The following is an 18379-nucleotide window of genomic DNA, read 5'->3' as shown; positions in this document are numbered from 1 at the left end:
GCTTCTTCATCATTCGCTCGACTTGCATGTATTAGGCACGCCGCCAGCGTTCGTCCTGAGCCAGGATCAAACTCTCCATAATAGAGAACTTAAAAAGCTCACTTGCACACGAGGTGCTGACATCGACGTTGCCACACGGATGTGGCGTTTTTAGTCGATGCCCCTACTTAATTGCTGGCATCATCATTAAATGATGTCATAATTGTTTTGCTATCAGACTAACAAGTTAATCTGAATAGCTATATTTCTTAACGTTTTGCATGTTCAGTTTTCAATGTTCATTTTTCGCAACCGATTATTCGGGGCAACTTTTATATGATAACAAGTTCAGTTGTCGTTGTCAACAACTTTTAATGTCGTTTTTTTAAAATTAGTAATTAAAACGACAGGTTATTATCATACCACCCTCTAAATATTATAGCAAGTTTTTTCTCGAAATTTCTAAAAAAAATTTCGAACAATCGATTTACCGAAAATTATATATTATAGAAGAAACTCATTTCATGTATTTCCTCTTACTAAGAAGAGGCCGACCAAATGTTACAGTAGCAGAAGAGTTTAAGATCCCCTAAGACCGTGGTAGTTATAAGTACATCTTCAAAATTTAAGATTTGAATTTCTTTTATTTTTCACTCTATGATATCCATATTTATTAAAACCCGAAAAATCTTAGGTGATTCACTAGAGCTTGATGGATATTGTGAGTTACCAAATCAATTAAAAATTGCTTTTGAATATCAAGGAGAGCAACATTATAAGTTTAATAAGTACTTTCATGGCAATGCTGATGGATTTATGAAACAAATAATTCTCGACTTAGAAAAAAGGCATCGCTGCAAGGAGTTAAACATTCATTTAATTGAAATCCCCTACAATCATCCCGAAGAATTAAGTGATTTTATCAAACATGAATTAATTAAGCGTAACATCCCTTATAACGAGAAGATAGAAATTAGTACGGACTCGGTTTACAGATCTAAAAGTAAAATAGCTTATCTGAAATCTCTTGCAAAATTGAATAGCGGCGAACTCCTAACTAACCATTATGAGCATTATTTGACCAAACTCGACTTCAAGTGCCACAAGGGCCATACTTTCCAACTAAAACCTTATGAATTAGAAGTACTCGGTAAATGGTGTAAACATTGCAACTCTGAGAAACGGCGTCAAATACATTTTGAAGAATTACTTAAAATCGTTCATGAAAGAGAAGGAACTTGTTTATCTAATGAGTTCATTGATTCAAAAACACCTTTAGTTTTCCGTTGTAAGGAAGGTCATAAATGGCATACTATACCATACGTAATAAAAGGACATTGGTGTACAGATTCAGATATCACGATTCATTTAGTATAATCTACTGGCTTAGATGTGATTACGCTAAGCGATAATAAGAAATTTATGCATAAGTTTATATTTAGATATAAATTTCAATTTTATTGCGACAAACCAAAAATCCATAAAAAAAACACCCCAACCATTTCTGGAAGGAGTGCTCTATAAATATTGCTATTATAAGCTTTTTAGATAAGCCGCCTTTGCCGTATTTTATTAGAAAGTTTTAAACCACCACTCCTCAAAGTGGGTGTTCGCAAAAGCTATCTTGCATGTCCTTATTGTCAAAAGAGAATAAGGCCTGTCATTCCAGCTTCTATATAAAACTCCCTGTTACAGCATAAAGGTTAAAACTTAATATCCATACGTACAATGCAGCTCGTATTTATATAATAAACCTATCTCATGTGAAAATCAACGGAAATGATTGCCACAGATTTTACTTTTAATTAATGTGCATCTGGGAATACTCTTTTTACCGTATCCGAAAACTCTTCAAAAAATCCTTCTACAGGTTCATTGGCTCTAATTTTCTCGCCGTATTCATTAAATTGTTTAGTGAAATCTGGATTTGTTGTCACGTACACATTATTAAAGTTTGCATTTGCCGCTCTAGCCTCATCTGCAACTTTATTTTCCAATTCTTCGCTCGCGTCTACCCCATCTTTCAGGTCAACAGCTACATAAGCATTGTTATCTGTTACAAATACACTTGCACCTTTTACTTCTTCCATTCCTTCGATTTTGTCAGCCACATCATCCGCTAGCTCTACTTTATGACCTTCGTGACCATTTGTATCGTCCGTGTCGGTATTAACAGTATCGGTGTCTGTATTGATGTTTGTATCCGTCGCATTATCCGTTGTAGTAGCGTTATTGTCAGCAACATCATCATTTTTGTTATTTGTTCCACACGCTGCTAATGATCCAACCAGAAGCATCATCATAGAAATTTGTAGCAATTTGTTCATATTAAATCCTCCTTTTAATCTAATTACTCGAGGATAGTGTGCGTTGTTTTTTACTATTTATTCATTTACTTTTCTAATATTGGAGGGTAAAATCGAGCTTTTTTCATCGTGGAATAATGAGCTATGGGACGCTTCATACTAAAATTCTCTTTTAAATAGGGAGCCATTGTATTCTCATAAACAAGCCCATTTACATTTTGCAGTTTCCAAGGAGTATGGGTTATCTCTACTCGGAACAATCGTCCTTTTGTTTTCGTCCATAGACAGTACCTTTCTGTAAGCCAAGTATTGAGCCGAGTGCTTTCCAAAGGTTTAGCGTTCGGTTTGAATGTAGTAAGGATACTTTCATTTGGGCGTTCGTATTTGCTGTAAAGTGAAAATGTTTTTTTATGTTTTTTAAAACTTATTTTGGCATTACGATACGGTAAAAAACCACCCAGGTTCGCTAATTCCACAACAAAGGGATGATTAGCATCTAAACTGAAGAAATACACTCCTTTTTTTCCTTTATAAGTAACGTATGTTCGAACATTTAGTTCTAAATAAGATTTGAACCCAGGTAAAGGAGGGATGAATCTTGGGCGATTTCCTTTCACTTGGAAAAATACTACTCCAATCCATGCTTGATGATTATATAAATCCATTTCGAGTTCGGCGGGGATATATGTGCGTACTTTCTCAGGAGAAACTGGCCAATGCAGAAATAATACATGATGCCATTCCTGAGTCATGATCCAAGTTTTTTTCACATGAAGTTTCTCCTTTCATTTGAGATAACACGCTTATAGTGCCCTATTTTTTATTCCTCAAACCCAAAAACCCCTTTCAATTAAAAAAGGGGTTGTAACTTGTTCCTCTATGCATTTAAATCCTTACCGAATATAGAAACACTTTGTCGATTGACTACAAATTCCTGTCCATCCCATTTCCATTCATTTTGAACGTATCCCAGTGCATCCGCGTGGTATCTACCTGCAATTTCTTGATAAGACAGGAGCTCATAAGTGCCATCTCTTGCATAATCAATTGGATACAAACCACTAATCGGGTCTACCCATCCTTCTATCAGTTCTTTTAGTGTACCGTCCTTATTATAAATTTCCGATAAATACTCTTCTCCTTTGTACATTAAATCTATTGTGTATTCCTTCATTGGATTCGAGCTAGTTACTGTTACTTTATAATGGTCTCGATAGTTAACTTCATATTTGGAATGCTCATTATATACATCGGTATCAAATATTTGTTTCATTTTCCCATCTAAAAATGCAAAAACATATGCATAAATCGTACCGCCACTTCCACCAGTATCGATCACTATTTGAATGTCATCTACCTGATTTCCAGTAAAATCACCGAGAAAAATCGTTGGATTGTATCCCATATTTTCTTTTAAAGGTATGTTTTCGTACATATTCGTTTTTCCATTTAGTATTACAAGGGTAATGTTTTTCCAAAGTGGACTTCCCTCTGTCACTTCCCCGGTTAAATAGACAGTATCCTGGACTCCATCACCGGTTACATCTCCCATTACCCAATCTATTACAACTGGTCTATTTGAATTTGTTGTCCCCTGTTGATTTAATATTTCCTGTCTTTTTTCTGTCAGCACTTCTTTTGATGGATACGGAGAAGAAAAAGATAGAGCTTTATCAATAGACGCTAAAGCTTGATCCAGCTCCCCCGCTTTCATTTGAGCATCAGCCAAGTAGTACCAGTAGTAAGAATAATCATTTGTTTGAAGTAAGTTTTCATAATAGGCCGCTACTTTTTTAAAATAATAAGGATAGACGTCTTTCGCCTGTACAAGATTGTTGTTTTCGATGCGATAAACTTCTACTTTATAAGCTTCTCCAGTATCATGCGTCCAAATAGCAAGTTCATATTTACCGTCTTCGTTCATATCTTCTACTTCTAGCTTACTATAGACAATATCATTTGTAGGTAACCAGACAAAACCGTTATTTGTCCATTGTAGTAAATTTAATTGGGACCATATACTACCTTGCTGCCAACCTATGATGAGCGTATTTACACCAGTATCTGTGAGTGGGAAGGCTAACAAATCTGAAATACCGTAACCACCTCCACTTATCATGATCAATGGCTGCCACTGATTGTTTCTGTTTTTTAGAATTAAAATATAGTTTTTCCCTTGATACTGGAAAGCCCCGATTAACTCAGCCACATGATCCCCGTCAATATCTGCTACTATCACTGCAGGTTTCTTTTCAGGTTGTTGCAATTCTAATACAGTTGCAGTTTGCGGTAAAAATTGCTTAAACATCTTTATATAATCGTTCATCATACACCCCTTCTCCACATCATATGCAGAAATTTGGGCAAATGTGGCCTATTAGTTTAAAAATATAGTGATTGATATTTTCATTGGAATTAATGGTACGAAGAAGCGTACTTGCTGTTTATAGACTTAACCAAACCGTAAAGATGCATCTACTACTTTCCATGCTTCTGTACGGAAAAATATGAGGTTTTCGTAACATTTGTAATCAAAATGTAAAGTTCCTCGACAAACCTATTAGTGGCAAGGCTTCCTTCCTGTCACATAGTCTCGTGGAATAATCTACCTAAAAGTAGCCACACTTTTACATGCTAAAATCAGTGCAGTGAAAGCCACCAATAAAATTCAGGAGGGACATAATGAAAAAAAAATTCATCACAACTACATTATCAGTAGTAATCGGTTTTAGTGCATTAGGGGTTTCTCCTACTGTTATTCATCCAATAGAGGCTTCAGCTGCAGCCGTTAATAGTCAGCATAACCAACAAGCAGTAGAAGCAAAGGCCAATCAATTAATTCAAACAGCTAAGAGTTTAATAGGCAAGGCTACTTATAGTAATACAGTTTACAAGGATATATATCCTTACAAATTTTCATGTGCAAGTTTTCTAATGTACATTTTTGAGAAAAATGGAGTAGACCTTGGAACGTATAATGAAGATTATATGATGAAACAAGGAACAGCCGTTTCTAGAGCTCAACTACAAAAAGGGGATCTTCTTTTCTTTGATAGTAGAGGTGGTAAAGTGCCAAATCACGTTGCCATGTATATAGGGAACAATAAAGTCATTCACATGGCAGACCCAAAACAAAATATTGTTATTTCAGACTTAAATAGTAAGCCATATTATAAAGATAACTATATTACAGCAAGAAGAGTATTACCGACTCTACTTCCTGCAAACCCTGCAACTAAAGGGGATAATATCGTCGCAAAAACGATCAGTTTAAAGAGCAAAGTGAAGATGGGTAATGTCAATAATGCTGCAGCATTACGTTTCACTGCTACTGGGTTTGTGGATTATGTGTACAAAGCAAATGGTGTTAAATTAGGAACAACTAATATGAAAGAACTAATGAAAAAAGGAACAACCGTATCTCGCTCCAACTTAAAGAAAGGTGATTTAATCTTCTTTAACAGTACTAAAGGATCTAAAACACCAACTATGGTAGCAATTTACGCGGGGGATCATCGTATCATTATTCCAAATTCAAACGGAGTTATAACAAGAGTGCTATTTGTTGATTATTACAATCAGCATTATATAACAGCAAAACGCGTTTTTTAAATGTTTCAACCGTATATCGAAAAACAAGTCACTATATTTTTAGAGGGAAGAAAAGTGGTCGGCCACTTTCCTTCCCTCTTTTTCGATATCTTAAAAGCTGGTAAAACAAAAGAAGTATTCAATGCGTAGCGCCTGAATGCTTCTTTTTTATCGTTCTATTATTTTCTTTTATTTTCTTTCAAGCTATTGGCGAATTCAATCATCGATCGGCTCGACATTGGACCTTTTATCAATAATATGGAATTTTCGTCAAGGATAGGATCTAATATATCAATAACCCCTTTGACATCATAAAAAATATGGACTGTTGCCTCTGTTCCATCTTTTTTTGCTTGTTTTGCAATATCTTCTGCTTTGCTCCCTATTGTAATAAGTGTATGAATATTTCTTTTCGCAACCATACTTCCAATTTCTCGATGATATTTCTTTTCAAAGTTTCCTAATCGCTTAATATCGCCGAGTACAAGGATGACTTTTTTACCCTGCCCAATTGAATCTAGCACCTTTAATGCAGCTTCGACAGATGTAGGATTATTTGTCCAAGTATCATCTATAATTGTACTTCCACCTAGACCATCTGAAAATTCTAGGTGTCTTGTCATATTTTTATAGGTCGCTAATTGGGAAATGGCTTCATTTATATCCATCCCCATTTCATTTACAGCTGCGATTGCTGCTAGCGCATTATACACTTGATGCTCTCCATACCCTGGTATAAATGCATTATATTTTTTATTGGAAATATGAATTTGAAAATTCATTCCATTATTTGCGAATTTAATATTAGAAGCTCTAAAATGAGACTTCTCACTTACTCCAAAATAAATTATTTTCCCTTTAAATGATTGCAACGGAACTTTTTTAGTATTAGCATCATCGGCATTTAGTATTAATGTGCCGTTTTTCTTTATACCATCCACTATTTCTGACTTCGCTTTTATATATCCTTCCAGATTTCCACAACCATCTAAATGATGAACACCGATATTTGTAATAATACCAATTGTCGGCTGATAAATATTGCACTGATGTTTTATATTCCCGGTATTACCCAATCCAAGCTCAAAAACAGCTGCATTTGTGTTTTCAGCAATGCCCATCAAATAAGGTAAAGATTGACGCGGTTCATTTTTACTGCTAATAGATGCTTGCACATTCCATTTTTTACTTAAAATATGTTTGATCATTTCCTTCGTTGTAGTTTTACCACATGTCCCTGTTATTGCAACTACTGGTATTTCAAATAGATTTCTATAGTAATCCATGAATTTCCAGTACGCTTGCACGAGACTTCTTACTCTTATAACGGTTGTATCCGATAGAGCATCTTTCAATTCTGAGGAAGGCTTATCTGAAATCACAAGAGAAGGTCCCTTATTATTAATTTCCTGCCAGTTAATAGAATCACTTCTGCTTACAAACATTAGTGAATTTCGTGTTGTTAGTTCATGCCGATTATAGTAAATAGCATTACTTACATTCCAAAGTTCGGAACCACTTATTAGTTCCCCTTGTAATAAATTCCGGATTTCTTTCACACGTAAAGGTTTCATAGTACCCTCCTTCCCTTTGTATAGTATGAAATCAGTTTTTAGATGATTAGGTATGAAATGTGCACAGTGTTTGTCCATCTTTTTAAATTTATTTATCACCAATATTTCAAAACAGTATTATCGGTTAAATTAGTAGCTTGGTGCGGTGATGCATTATTTCTTCTTCCTCAATAATGCAGCTAACTCAATTATTGGCTGGCTGTACATATCTCCCTTAATCAGAACAATTGTATTGGAGTCTATAATTTTATTTAATAGATGTAAAACAAGGACTTCATTCCTAAATGTGTAGACCGGTGAAGTAAAACCTCTTTTTACCGCATGGTCTGCTATTATGCTCGCATGCTCTCCTATCGTAATGAGTACATCCACTCCATTCTGGTATATTAAATCTCCTGCCTGTTCATGAATAAAATAACCCCATGAACCTAAATCAGTAATTGTCCCTATGATTGCTACCTTCTTTTTTCCTTTGCCAATTTCATTTAATACTTTTAATGCTGCTTCTAAAGAGGTTGTTGTTATACTCCACGTATCATCTATAATCACAGAGTCATTTATACCATCCACCACTTGCAGTTGCTTATTAAACTTCCGGAACGTTTTTAATTGATAAGCAGCTTCCGGGATAGTTACTCCCATTTCATAAACAGCCGCAATAGCTGCTAGCGCATTATAGACTTGATGAACACCGAGTCCAGGTACGTATACTTGATAATTTCTCTTCTTGTGCTTAACACTGAATTCCATACCATCTTGACAGTACTGAATATTACGAGCTCGAAAATGACAAGATCTATGAGTTCCAACTTTAATAATTTTCCCTTGAAAACTACTCATATTAATCTTGCTTGTATTGCTATCCTCCGCATTAATAATTAATACACCCGTCGGATTAACAATTTGTAACATCTCCCCTTTCGCATCAATATAGGCTTCTAGCGTTTTGCAATAATTTAGGTGATGTGCCCCGATGTTCGTAATGATCCCTATGGTAGGTTTGAAATATTCCCCTGCTTTTAATACATCCCCTGGTGAACCAACAGCCGTTTCAAAAATAGCCGCATCCGTTTCTTCGTCTATGCTCAAAAGATACTGCAGATTTGCTGTTCTAGAATTACTAGTAAGGCTTGTAGCTGTAACTATCCTATCTGCTGAAAGAATATGCTTGATCATCTCTTTTGTTGTTGTTTTCCCTGAGGTTCCTGTTATGGCTACCACAGGGATATGAAATAGACTGCGATAGTAGCGAACAAATTTCCAATATGCTTCGTCGGCATTCGTTACTTGGATGACAGTTACATTCTCCGGAATTTCATCTTTATTATATTTCCACTCTGTTGCAAGTACTAAAGGGAAAAACTTTTTAAGGCTTCTCCAGTCAATAATTCTTTTGTCAGTAAAAAGTATGGTATTTTGATTTTTTATTTGTTTTAAACGGTATGCCCCGTATTTAACTAGCACTTCATCAGAACCTTGCACCAACTCACCAGAGATGATTGCTCTTATATTGCCGACTGTATGGGATTTCATTAGTTTATTCACACTCCTTTCATCTATATAATATGTTTTCAAACGGAAATTGACTGGATAAATGGAATATAATTGCGTGATACATAACTATGCCAAAGCTAGAACATGTCATAAATATAGAAAGAAAAGTCTTTATCAATTTTTCAGGAGGGAGTGAGCCGTTTGAAAGCAATTATTTTCATCAGCACAAACAAATCCGGATCTAGCAGGGAAGCGATTAAAGCAGCTGGAGATTTAGGATACTTTACCATCCTTTTCACAAACAACGAGAAGCAAATTCAACAAAGACAGGAATATACAGATATCCATAAAATGGTTTTTGTAAACACATATGAGTTAGACGATATGAGAAAAGAAATTTTCAAGTTACAAAAAGTTGGCGTCGATATAAAAACCATCGTTAGTTTTGTGGACCCTTTTGTTCATACTGCATCCATCCTTTGTGATGAATTTTGTCACAATTATGTTCTGTCTAAAGCCATTGAAATAATGGAAAATAAAGAGGAGACAAGGTCGGCTTTAAAAGATCAGCCGTATACCCCTAAGTTTTTCTTGATTAACCCAGGCGATACGATTCCTATAGAAACAATATGTGAACAGTTTGATTTTCCTATTATTATAAAATCACCCAAGTCTACCGGATCTAAAGACGTACTGCTAGCTGAAGGAAAAGAACAATTAAAAAAGCATATTGAAAATCTTCTGAGTAAGAATCCGGATACCACAATAATGATCGAAGAATATATAGATGGTGCTCAATATTTGGTAGAAGTACTCGTTCACAAACAGAAACCTCGTATTGTTGGAATTCTTGAACAAGAAATTACAAAGAACAAGCGATTTATCATTACAGGCTATGGTGTTCTTGCAAATGTTCCTTTAACGATTAGAACAGGAATTGAAAATGTTCTTCAATCCATCATTAAAGAATTAAATATTGAAAATGGAGCTTTACATTTGGAAATCCGTTTGGCTAAGAATGGTTGGAAACTAATCGAGATTAATCCGAGAATTTCCGGAGGTGCCATGAACAAAATGATTCAAGCAGCATTCGGAATTAATTTAGTAGAAGAGACGCTTAAATTATATTTAGGAAAAAGCCCTGCTATATTACCTAAATTTAAGAAGTTTGTTTTTACCAAATATGTTATTGCCACCAAGAAAGGAATACTAGCAAAAGTAACCGGAAAAGCGAGGGCTAAAAAATCACCGGGAGTCGTAGAGGTTTACGTAAAGCCTAAAAAAGGAACTCTTTTAACGCCACCATTATCCATGGGGCATCGATATGCTTATGTCATTGCGGTGGGTAGTAGTTTAGAAGAAGCCAAAAAACTCGCAAATAATGCAGCAAGTGAAATTACTTTTCATTTAGAAGAAGAGTGACACGAAGAACACCTTATAGGTGCTCTTTTTTTAATTTTATAAACAAAAGTGTAGTTCCAGTCTTTGCTCGATTTAGCAAGGGGGAAAGATACATGGAGTGACGAATATTATAGGGATAATGCGTCGTAAAGAGATACTAAGATGTCCGCCATGATTTCCGCTCCAGGCGGACGCTTTCCGTGGGGCGAGCGGTGAGCCTCCTCCTCCGCTAACGCTACGTGCGGGGTCTCACCTGCCTCGCTAATCCCACAGGAGTCGCCGCCTTGCGCTTCAATCAATCGAACTTGCTAATAATTGCTAAAGTATGTCTCATTCAATTATTCATAGGTTTTCCCTATAGAAAACAATATAGTACGAAATCTAGTACATCATTTCTTAGTAATTAGCAAACTCTACTGGATTGTAGCGAAAGGGTGGCGACTCCAGCGGGAAAAGCACGAGCTGAAAGCCCCGCAGGAGCGTGAGCGACGAGGAGATTGAAGCCGTGCCCGCGGAAAGCGTCTACCCTGTAGCGAAAATCCCAGCGGACACATAATAGCTCTGTCTTAAGACGCATTACCCCTATATAACGAATCATAAAAACTGCCATAACTTATGTTACTTAAAAAAGTTATTAACATGTCTAAATTTTTATTGTTTCTTAGCCAAATACAAGAAACCTGAATAACGCTCTTTTAGTAAGAGTGCGTTTTTCAGGTTTTTTTAAGATTATTCTTTAAACGTTTGATCCAAAAACTTAACTGTATCAAACATATTCGTTTTACTTGCTCCTTTGATCAAGATCGTATCGTCTTTCTCCACAATCTCTACCAATAATTCATGTAATTGTTCCTTGTTTAGAAAATGATAAACATTTTTTGAGGGAAATCCTTTTACTTTCGCTTGAGCACCAATTTCTTCCGTTCTAAATCCATAGGTGATTAATATATCAATGTCTTTTTCATAAACGTAATCGCCGACTTTCCGATATTCTTCTTCTCTCAACTCCCCTAACTCTCTCATTTGTCCAATGATAGCTATTTTTCGTTGTTTCCCTATATTAGCTAGTACATCCAACGCAGCACGAACCCCTTGTGGATGGGAGTGGACAGTGTCATCAATTACTGTAATGTTGTCTCGACAATTATATATTGTTAATCTTCTAGGTGGCTTTCTAAAAATCAACCCGGCTTTAATTTCCATTGGTGTGAAACCTAAATAATCAGCCACAGCAATCGCATTTAATGCATTGTATACATGATGCTCCCCTAAAATAGGGATAAATAGTTCAATTTCTTGTCGCTGCAACCTCATTTTGAAACTCATACCGTTCTCTTTATATTGAATCTTATAAGCTCTGTAGTTTGCTGGTGACTTTGTACTAACTGTCATTATTTTTCCTTTAAATTGCTGAGTCTCTAAATATTTAGAATTTTCATCATCTCTGTTTACAACAAGGATACCTTCTTGATCCATCCCGTGAATAAGTTCGGATTTTGCATGAGCAACTCCTCTAATATCACTATCAAAGTTTCCGACATGGGCAAGACCGATATTGGTCACTATACTAATGTTTGGTTTAATAATGCTACAATGCTCTGTAATAACCCCTGGATAAGCCATACCATATTCTAATACAACCGCCTCGTGAGCATCATTAATTTCTGCAGCATGTTTTTTGGTATGCTCTGTTGTATTCCAATAATCTTTGGATTCAAAAATATTCCACTTCTTAGACAAAATCGATGCAAGGAATGCCTTTGTCGTTGTTTTACCAGCGCTTCCCGTTATTGCAATGATCGGTATATCTCCTTTTTCTTCGATTTTTTTCCTCTTTACTTTGCTAATTTCCTTTTTTATTTTCACTTGATTTTCTGCTATAAATTTTGCATATTGAATGGAATGAATTACTACATCTAGTTCCAAATAAAAAGCAGGAGGACAGCCTGGACGCCAGTTTACTTCATAAATCCAAATTTTTAAATTTTCATCTAGTCCAACGTCAATTCCTATTTCATCGATAACCTCTCCGTATTTCACCATTTGTATTTCATCTAAATGATTAGCTAACGATAACGAAAAATGCTCTAGCATCCGTCTAATATCAAATGCTTCTTCCTTGAATTCCTGTAGTAAAAATGGATCTAAATAATTGGTAAAACCACCATTATTAATATTGGGAATAATCGATCCTTTTGGAGCTACACGTGGGTAAATAGTTGTGATCACCCACTTGCCTTCTCCATTTTTTTGGACATGAAGCCTAAAATCGTACACTTGACCAGATTTATTGACAGATTGTATATATGGTTGAACTATAAAAGTGCCAGACGATAGCTTATCCTCCAAAAAGACATTTAGTTGTTCCCTTGTATAAAATTCATTTTCTGTGTTTTTCCTTACTTCATAACCCTTTTCTATTTCCGAAATAAAAAAGATTCCTTTGCCCTTTCTTCCATCAATCGGTTTAAGGACAACTTTATGAAAAGAAGAAATGAACTTGTAAAAGTTCTCTACGTTCTTTACCACTTCAGAAGGGATTAAGTAACTTGCAAATTCCTTAGCCTCCATGAGTCGTTCATTTATATTCCATTTGTTACCTATCGAGTTTGTAGTAAATGGAATTTCACTTTTCAATTTATCAATGATTTCTTTTGACTTAGCTAATTTTTCAGGACTCCCTGCGTTATAAATTACATCTGGAAAAGGCAGGGTTTTCTCTTTCCAGCTTCCATTTTCATAAACTTGACCTCGAATAGATCGATTCACAAAATTTACTACACCGGGTGAAAAGTAAAAAAAGTTGACCCCTTCTGCCTTGGCGACTGCAGCATATGCATATGACTTAATGACGGATTTTGGATCTTTACGATGGTGCAGCATTCCTATTGTTGTCATTTAATATTCTCCTTTTAACATTCGTGTGATTATATTTGTATTAAATTCATCCATCCTGCTTTGGATACGGACAAACGTTCAGTTTTTTTAGTAAAAATAAAAAAACACCCCAATACTTGTAGGGTGAAGAGATGCCATTACCACTTCGGCTCAATAATTATTTTTCTTGTTAACAATTCGGTCTCCAATAGTTGTATGGCACAAATACGCGACAAATCAACATTCTTACATATAGATGTTTTTTCTAATCTAACCAAATCGCAAAAAGAATTAGAGTAATTGCCTTCAATATCAAGAGGACGTAATAACGAAATTGTTGTACAGCAACTTTCTTTATCGATGGACTCTATTCTAAAATAAATTGTTTCAAAACACTCTTCCGTACTGCTAAAGCTTAAAGGGTCCCCTTTTTTTGTTATTAAGAGTAAGGGAATCGTATCGGTACCTGCTATTTTGGCAAGTAATCGACCGAAAAATTTCGTTTGGGAATTATTCAATAAATCCTGGAGCAATTTCAATTCACAGAGTGCATCACATATACATTGGTTACTTTTTATTTCGCTGCTCATTTGATTTTCAACCCCCTTCCTACTCTTAGTACTTATAATATTACGGTTTGAGAAGGTTACACGGGTAAACAGACTACCTCATTGAACCATGTTGGTTTCAAAAAGGTTCCAGATAAAATTTAATTTCTTTTGCAGCTTCTAGGGCAATCCCTACTGCTTGTTCCGCCGTTTCTGAAACAGCAATGACACATGCATAGCGATTTCCCATTGAGTATGGGGTCGTTAGAATTCTTCCTTCAAGTGGTTTAATGTGAACGTGCCTCACACCTTCATGCATTAAAGCCTGCTCTTTTCCTAAAATTTTAAGTAGCTTTCCTCGAGAACCTATCGTTAGATATTTGGCATACACATGCTTTTTCTTCTTTTCTAGTAGAATAGGCTCCTCACCTAAATGTACTTTTAATATTTCTTTTAACAGATTAATCCCGGTTCCTTCTTCTATAATTCTATTCATCTCTCCTCCAGCCATCCTCGGATTTGTTTCTATTAGTTTCCATTCACCACTAACAAGTTTCATCTCCATATGACAGGAGCCATTTTCAAGACCTATTTCTTCTATAATTTTGGAAATGCAAGTACATAAGCTACGATATTCAGCTATATCAACTTTTCCCGGAAACCTATAACCAGTCACGATAAATCTGCCATTGTATAATACTTCCTGCTCCACTAATCCCAGAAATTTAATGTCGTTGTTATAAACTAAAATCTCAATAAGATACTGCGGTCCCTGTAAAAATTCTTCTATTAACAGTGGATTATTTGGGTGATTTTTTTTCAGCAACTTTAAAGCATTTGCAAATTTTTCTATCGTTTCGACAAGTAGTACATCCTTTGAACCATTTGATATGGGGGGTTTTATAATAAAGGGTAGGAGGGATTTAAATTCATTTTCCAATTTTTCAAGGGAATCCTCAGGTTGAAAAATTGTATAAAAAGGGGTTATCGGAAGGTTTTTTAGTTTTTCCCTTATCGCTATTTTGTCTTCCATTAATCTTAAGGAATCGGTGGAGGTTTCAGCTAGCTCAAAATACTTCGAAATACTAGCCGCATAAGAAACATATGGATCAATTAAACTAACGCATGCGCAAATTTGTTTCCCTTGGTCCATTAGACTCGTTATTTCTTCCACCATTTGCTGTTCGTCTAATAAATCTTCCATCAACACAATCTGATCAACTTCCGAGAAATCAGAATTGCTCGTGATGTGCTTAGTCTTGTCCGTGCACAGAACGACATAATATCCCATTTCTTTCGCTATCATCAGGGCTTCCTTACTTGTTCCATACTTGTAACTTCCAATAAACACAATGGTTTTCATAGGAATAGCCACCCATTCATTTATCCACTTTTTCTCTATAAAGTATGTATGGAAAACCATTTAGCCACTACATTCGCCTAATAGGATACTACTTTTCAATCAGTTGTTTTATAGTGGGTTTTATTGTAGTATTAGTTGTTTACTTTTACTATGTAATATAAGTAACGGTAGGCGTTTTTTCGTCTATCCGTTAGTAGAAAGTCTGGTGTAAAAATTGAATAAGAAAGCACTCATTTTAGCCTCATTTACAGTCTTTATCTGGGGTTCTACTTTTGCCGCAATTAGTTCTAGCTTACATGGAGGCTATTCTGCCGGTCACTTGATTTTATTCCGCTTTATCATCGCATCCATTATTTTCGCTATAATTGCATGTTGGCCAGGGGTTAGTTTTCGTTTACCCAAAAAAGAAGATTTACTGAAAATAGCGGTTCTTGGTTGGATCGGGATCAGCTTATATCATATATGTGTGACCTTTGGACAACTGACTATTACTGCCGGAACTGCAGGGATGCTAATTGGTTCTGCTCCCATCTTCACAACTATTATCGCAGTAATCGTATTAAAAGAACGTCTTGGAACAATTGGATGGTTTGGATTAGGATTTGGTTTTGTGGGGATATTGTTAATCGGAATAGGTACTGGAGATTCCTTATTCAACATCTCACCTGGCGTATTTCTAGTTATTATAGCAGCTATTGCAACTTCCATATTTTTTGTTTATCAGAAATCCTTACTGTTAAAATACAATCCAATTGAGTTGACTGCCTATTTTACTTGGACAGGTACCATTCCTTTTCTGGTGTTTGCTCCAGGATTCTTAGAAGACATCGGGCATGCAACTCTAGAAGCAAATTTGTCTGCAATTTACATAGGAGTATTTCCAACAGCCGTTGCCTATTTAACTTGGGCGATTTCTCTATCGCTAAGTAAAGCAAGCTCCATCTCAAGCTTACTCTATGCAGAACCGGTTATTGCAATAGTCGTCGCTTGGTTGTGGTTAGGTGAACTACCAACTCTTCTTTCTATCATTGGAGGAACTACAGCAATCGCAGGTGTATTGATTGTACATTTGTATGGTAGAAGACGAGGCTCTGTTCCCCAAAAAGAAATATAAAAGTGCTAAAGCTCCTGTTTCTGATCCGATTTAGCTTATAGGAATGATAAATGGAATAACGCGTATAATAGGGAAACTGCGTGTAGGGAGTTGAATGAAGTGACCGCTGGGATTTCCGCTACAGGGTGGACGCTTTCCGGGGGCACGGCTTCAATCTCCTCGGAGCTCCCGCTCCTGCGGGGCTTTCAGCTCGTACTGTTCCCGCCGGAGTCGCCACTCCTTCGCTACAATCCAATAGAGTTTGCTGTTTACTCCATAAGGAGATACTAAATTTAGTATTATGTTGCATTTTCTATGGGTGAAAACCTTTGATTAGTCAGCAAGTTACATTGATTGAAGCGCAAGGCGGCGACACCTGCGGGAACAGCGGGACAGGTGAGACCCCGCAGGAGCGTGCGACGAGGAGGCTCACCGCCCGCCCCGCGGTAAGCGTCCGCCTGGAGCGGAAATCAATTGCCTTTGCCATGTCTCTTTACCGCGCAGTTTCTCTATACCATGTTTAAAATAAAAATATTCCATCCCTGATGCTACTTGAAAAAGTATCACATGACTAAACCTTTATAGATTCCTTATTAAAAAAATATTAGGTTTCAGTATAACCTAATATTTTTTCGTTTTATCTATTCTGTGATATTCAGATATTTGAATCACTCGAACGTTTCGCGTATTCAGTTCATGGTAAATATCTCTGCTATCAGTGAAAGAAATATATTGATCTCGCTCCTTTTGAACGAGTTCTTCCGCTTTTTCCTGGGACTCTATATGGATGAATCTCCGAATATAATGCTCTTCATCAAAAAAGTAAGTTATTTTGAATTCTTTCACTACTAATATCTCCTGTCCCATACTATAATCGTTTGACGTTTTGAAGAATTACTTTGCTATGTGGGATACTTGGCATGCTCACCATACTGAAACTTAAATCTTGTGCCGGAAATCGATAGGATAAACGATTCGCCAAGTAATCTAAGCTTACCTTCATCACTTCAATGGTGACAAATTCTCCTGCACAGCGGTGACCCATCATATAATCTCCGCCTCCTTGAGGCATAAAACTAAATGGACTTCCCTTCCAGTCAGCGAACCTTTCTGGCTTGAATATATCAGCATCCTCCCAAAGCTTCGCTGATTTGTTCCGTACAAATCAAGCAAGGTTAGTGTTCCTTCTTCAAATGTGTAATCTTTCCAAGTGAATTCTTTCTTTACTCTAGCTGCCACTAAAGGAAAGAATGGATAGTAGCGTCTAATTTCTTGAACAAACATGTAAGTGTATTGATCGTCCCCTGTTTTCAGCTTTTCTCTTTCCTTAGGATTATGATGTACGGCCAACGCCGTAAAATTAATGAATATTGCAATCGCCACAATTGGTCTTAATATATTGACCAATTCCACAGCAGCGATTTCTATATTTAATAATTCTCCTTCTAAATCACGATGCATAGAAATAGTATATAGCGCAGAATCTTCCGAGCATTTCATCGTCTCTTCTCTTACTTGTAGAATCATCTCCTCTACCCATTTTTCCACCTTTTTACGTGAATGTCTCCCTTTCCAATGCTCTGGGCCTACTGAAGTTGGAGATTCAAATAGATCCCCTAGCTGTTTCGTTCGTTCTAGTACCTCACCATCCTCCAATGGGAAACCTGCCCATTGGCAAGCTGTGCGGCACATGATCTGTTTGCTTTCTTCATAAAGTATGATGTCTTCTTTATGTTCCCATTTTTCCGCGGCATATGCCCATTGCTTTGTAGTAATACTTTTAAGTTCTTCTAGCTTTTCCGGAGTCATTAAGGACATGAACATCTTTTTACGATGCGTATGGGCCTCTCCATCTAAGGTTTGAACCCCTTTTTCACCAAATAATGTTTTCTGCACACGTTTGGGAGCTGCCCCATTTCTTATGAATTTTTCGTTATCATAAAAAATCTCAGCCGCTTCTTCTCCGCCCATACAAATTGCTTTTTGCCCTAATAAGCGTGTTTCAAAAACATTAGTTGCAAAGCTATGCCGTCTATTTGGAATGTACATATATCCTTCTCTTAACAAGCTTAAACTATTATCTATTCCCTCTTCACGCGGTACTTGGCTAGAACCCGTCATATGATCCGTCTCCTTTTACATCTCCATAGATT

The 18379-nt window shown here is 36.4% G+C and carries 15 protein-coding genes, 1 rRNA gene and 1 other RNA gene; 4 read left to right on the top strand and 13 right to left on the bottom strand.

Annotation, left to right across the window (positions count from 1 at the left end; genetic code table 11):
- Positions 1–82, bottom strand: a 16S ribosomal RNA gene (locus FG382_RS12280); the annotation flags it as partial.
- Between the two features lie 554 nt (positions 83–636).
- Here FG382_RS12280 and FG382_RS12275 point away from each other — a divergent pair.
- Complete coding sequence (locus tag FG382_RS12275; protein WP_211356390.1) at positions 637–1356, top strand: hypothetical protein; 720 nt, start codon at positions 637–639, stop codon at positions 1354–1356.
- Positions 1357–1525: 169 nt separating this feature from the next.
- Here the strand turns inward: FG382_RS12275 and ssrS are convergent.
- The 4 genes from ssrS to FG382_RS22980 all read right to left on the bottom strand — a co-directional run bounded on the left by ssrS (position 1526) and on the right by FG382_RS22980 (position 4611).
- A non-coding RNA gene (gene ssrS / locus FG382_RS12270) (6S RNA) lies at positions 1526–1719 on the bottom strand.
- Positions 1720–1784: 65 nt separating this feature from the next.
- Positions 1785–2306, bottom strand: a complete 522-nt coding sequence (locus FG382_RS12265; RefSeq protein ID WP_142539159.1) for a YhcN/YlaJ family sporulation lipoprotein — start codon at positions 2304–2306, stop codon at positions 1785–1787.
- Positions 2307–2371: 65 nt separating this feature from the next.
- Positions 2372–3055, bottom strand: a complete 684-nt coding sequence (locus FG382_RS12260) for a YqjF family protein (RefSeq protein ID WP_142539158.1) — start codon at positions 3053–3055, stop codon at positions 2372–2374.
- Positions 3056–3162: 107 nt separating this feature from the next.
- Positions 3163–4611, bottom strand: a complete 1449-nt coding sequence (locus FG382_RS22980; protein ID WP_211356389.1) for a tetratricopeptide repeat protein — start codon at positions 4609–4611, stop codon at positions 3163–3165.
- A 356-nt stretch (positions 4612–4967) separates the two neighbouring features.
- Between FG382_RS22980 and FG382_RS12250 the strand changes: the two genes are divergently transcribed.
- A complete protein-coding gene (locus tag FG382_RS12250; RefSeq protein ID WP_142539157.1) occupies positions 4968–5897 on the top strand; it encodes a C40 family peptidase in 930 nt (309 codons plus the stop codon).
- Between the two features lie 158 nt (positions 5898–6055).
- Here FG382_RS12250 and FG382_RS12245 read toward each other — a convergent pair whose 3' ends face one another.
- Together FG382_RS12245 and FG382_RS12240 are read right to left on the bottom strand one after the other, a co-directional pair.
- Complete coding sequence (locus FG382_RS12245) at positions 6056–7450, bottom strand: UDP-N-acetylmuramoyl-tripeptide--D-alanyl-D-alanine ligase (RefSeq protein WP_142539156.1); 1395 nt, start codon at positions 7448–7450, stop codon at positions 6056–6058.
- A 153-nt stretch (positions 7451–7603) separates the two neighbouring features.
- Entirely contained in the window at positions 7604–8983 is a 1380-nt protein-coding gene (locus FG382_RS12240; protein WP_142539155.1) for a Mur ligase family protein, read from the bottom strand.
- 162 nt (positions 8984–9145) lie between these two features.
- Here FG382_RS12240 and FG382_RS12235 point away from each other — a divergent pair, with 162 nt between their 5' ends.
- Positions 9146–10366, top strand: a complete 1221-nt coding sequence (locus FG382_RS12235) for an ATP-grasp domain-containing protein (RefSeq protein WP_425328522.1) — start codon at positions 9146–9148, stop codon at positions 10364–10366.
- A 708-nt stretch (positions 10367–11074) separates the two neighbouring features.
- Here the strand turns inward: FG382_RS12235 and FG382_RS12230 are convergent.
- From FG382_RS12230 to FG382_RS12220, 3 genes are all read right to left on the bottom strand, one after another.
- A complete protein-coding gene (locus tag FG382_RS12230) occupies positions 11075–13243 on the bottom strand; it encodes a YheC/YheD family protein (protein WP_142539153.1) in 2169 nt (722 codons plus the stop codon).
- A gap of 137 nt (positions 13244–13380) precedes the next feature.
- Positions 13381–13812, bottom strand: coding sequence for a CotY/CotZ family spore coat protein (locus FG382_RS12225; protein WP_142539152.1), 432 nt, complete (start codon positions 13810–13812; stop codon positions 13381–13383).
- Positions 13813–13909: 97 nt separating this feature from the next.
- Positions 13910–15133: an ATP-grasp domain-containing protein gene (locus FG382_RS12220; protein ID WP_170206506.1), complete on the bottom strand. Its 1224-nt coding sequence runs from the start codon at positions 15131–15133 to the stop codon at positions 13910–13912.
- Between the two features lie 214 nt (positions 15134–15347).
- Between FG382_RS12220 and FG382_RS12215 the strand changes: the two genes are divergently transcribed.
- Positions 15348–16247: a DMT family transporter gene (locus FG382_RS12215; protein ID WP_142539150.1), complete on the top strand. Its 900-nt coding sequence runs from the start codon at positions 15348–15350 to the stop codon at positions 16245–16247.
- A gap of 600 nt (positions 16248–16847) precedes the next feature.
- On the opposite strand, the gene FG382_RS12205 is transcribed toward FG382_RS12215, so the two are convergent.
- The 3 genes from FG382_RS12205 to FG382_RS12200 are packed head-to-tail and all read right to left on the bottom strand — an operon-like array spanning position 16848 to position 18347.
- The gene (locus FG382_RS12205) at positions 16848–17072 is read right to left on the bottom strand and encodes a hypothetical protein (protein WP_142539148.1); all 225 of its coding nucleotides are present in this window, start codon (positions 17070–17072) and stop codon (positions 16848–16850) included.
- Positions 17073–17094: 22 nt separating this feature from the next.
- On the bottom strand, positions 17095–17298 hold the full coding sequence (locus FG382_RS23435; RefSeq protein WP_342354596.1) for a fatty acid alpha hydroxylase: 204 nt from the start codon (positions 17296–17298) through the stop codon (positions 17095–17097).
- On the bottom strand, positions 17271–18347 hold the full coding sequence (locus tag FG382_RS12200) for a cytochrome P450 family protein (protein WP_308421251.1): 1077 nt from the start codon (positions 18345–18347) through the stop codon (positions 17271–17273). Before FG382_RS12200 ends, FG382_RS23435 begins: the two co-directional genes overlap by 28 nt.
- Positions 18348–18379: the final 32 nt, after the last annotated feature.

The sequence above is a fragment of the Psychrobacillus lasiicapitis genome, assembly GCF_006861795.1.
GTDB classification, from domain to species: Bacteria; Bacillota; Bacilli; order Bacillales_A; family Planococcaceae; genus Psychrobacillus; species Psychrobacillus lasiicapitis.
The sequence above is the reverse complement of the archived record's forward strand: the minus strand, read 5'-3'. Positions and strand labels throughout refer to the sequence as shown.

Bases quoted from the DNA above. Each gene is read 5' to 3' on its own strand.
- FG382_RS12275 (WP_211356390.1), top strand. From the start codon at position 637: ATGATATCCATATTTATTAAAACCCGAAAAATCTTAGGTGATTCACTA.
- FG382_RS12265 (WP_142539159.1), bottom strand. From the start codon at position 2,306: ATGAACAAATTGCTACAAATTTCTATGATGATGCTTCTGGTTGGATCA.
- FG382_RS22980 (WP_211356389.1), bottom strand. From the start codon at position 4,611: ATGAACGATTATATAAAGATGTTTAAGCAATTTTTACCGCAAACTGCA.
- FG382_RS12250 (WP_142539157.1), top strand. From the start codon at position 4,968: ATGAAAAAAAAATTCATCACAACTACATTATCAGTAGTAATCGGTTTT.
- FG382_RS12245 (WP_142539156.1), bottom strand. From the start codon at position 7,450: ATGAAACCTTTACGTGTGAAAGAAATCCGGAATTTATTACAAGGGGAA.
- FG382_RS12240 (WP_142539155.1), bottom strand. From the start codon at position 8,983: ATGAAATCCCATACAGTCGGCAATATAAGAGCAATCATCTCTGGTGAG.
- FG382_RS12230 (WP_142539153.1), bottom strand. From the start codon at position 13,243: ATGACAACAATAGGAATGCTGCACCATCGTAAAGATCCAAAATCCGTC.
- FG382_RS12225 (WP_142539152.1), bottom strand. From the start codon at position 13,812: ATGAGCAGCGAAATAAAAAGTAACCAATGTATATGTGATGCACTCTGT.
- FG382_RS12220 (WP_170206506.1), bottom strand. From the start codon at position 15,133: ATGAAAACCATTGTGTTTATTGGAAGTTACAAGTATGGAACAAGTAAG.
- FG382_RS23435 (WP_342354596.1), bottom strand. From the start codon at position 17,298: ATGCCTCAAGGAGGCGGAGATTATATGATGGGTCACCGCTGTGCAGGA.
- FG382_RS12200 (WP_308421251.1), bottom strand. From the start codon at position 18,347: ATGACGGGTTCTAGCCAAGTACCGCGTGAAGAGGGAATAGATAATAGT.